Annotated in this window: 1 protein-coding gene; it reads left to right on the top strand. The window is 45.2% G+C overall.

The window, feature by feature from the left end; translation table 11 throughout:
- Positions 1-219 (top strand): hypothetical protein (locus H9X91_RS14190; RefSeq protein WP_204805902.1); only part of this gene is annotated, 219 nt, incomplete at both ends.

The raw sequence follows: 219 nt of genomic DNA, 5'->3' as shown, positions 1-219 counted from the left end.
CTGGACCGTGCTTTCAAAATATTCCGGGGAAATTGCTACCAGAAACCGCTTGCTTCGAGCTGAATATCAATCGATTTCTGTCAAAAATGTTGAGATACGTACTCTTCTGACGAAAAAGTTGGAAAGACGACGGCGAAAACTCAAAAGGAGGAGAAATCCGAATGAAGAAGTTCCTTTCTCTGGTGCTTGCTCTGGTGATGACCATGTCCCTGGTCACCG

The sequence above is a fragment of the Oscillibacter valericigenes genome (assembly GCF_016902445.1).
Classification (GTDB): domain Bacteria; phylum Bacillota; class Clostridia; order Oscillospirales; family Oscillospiraceae; genus Oscillibacter; species Oscillibacter avistercoris.
This window is presented reverse-complemented; position numbering and strand designations above follow the sequence as displayed.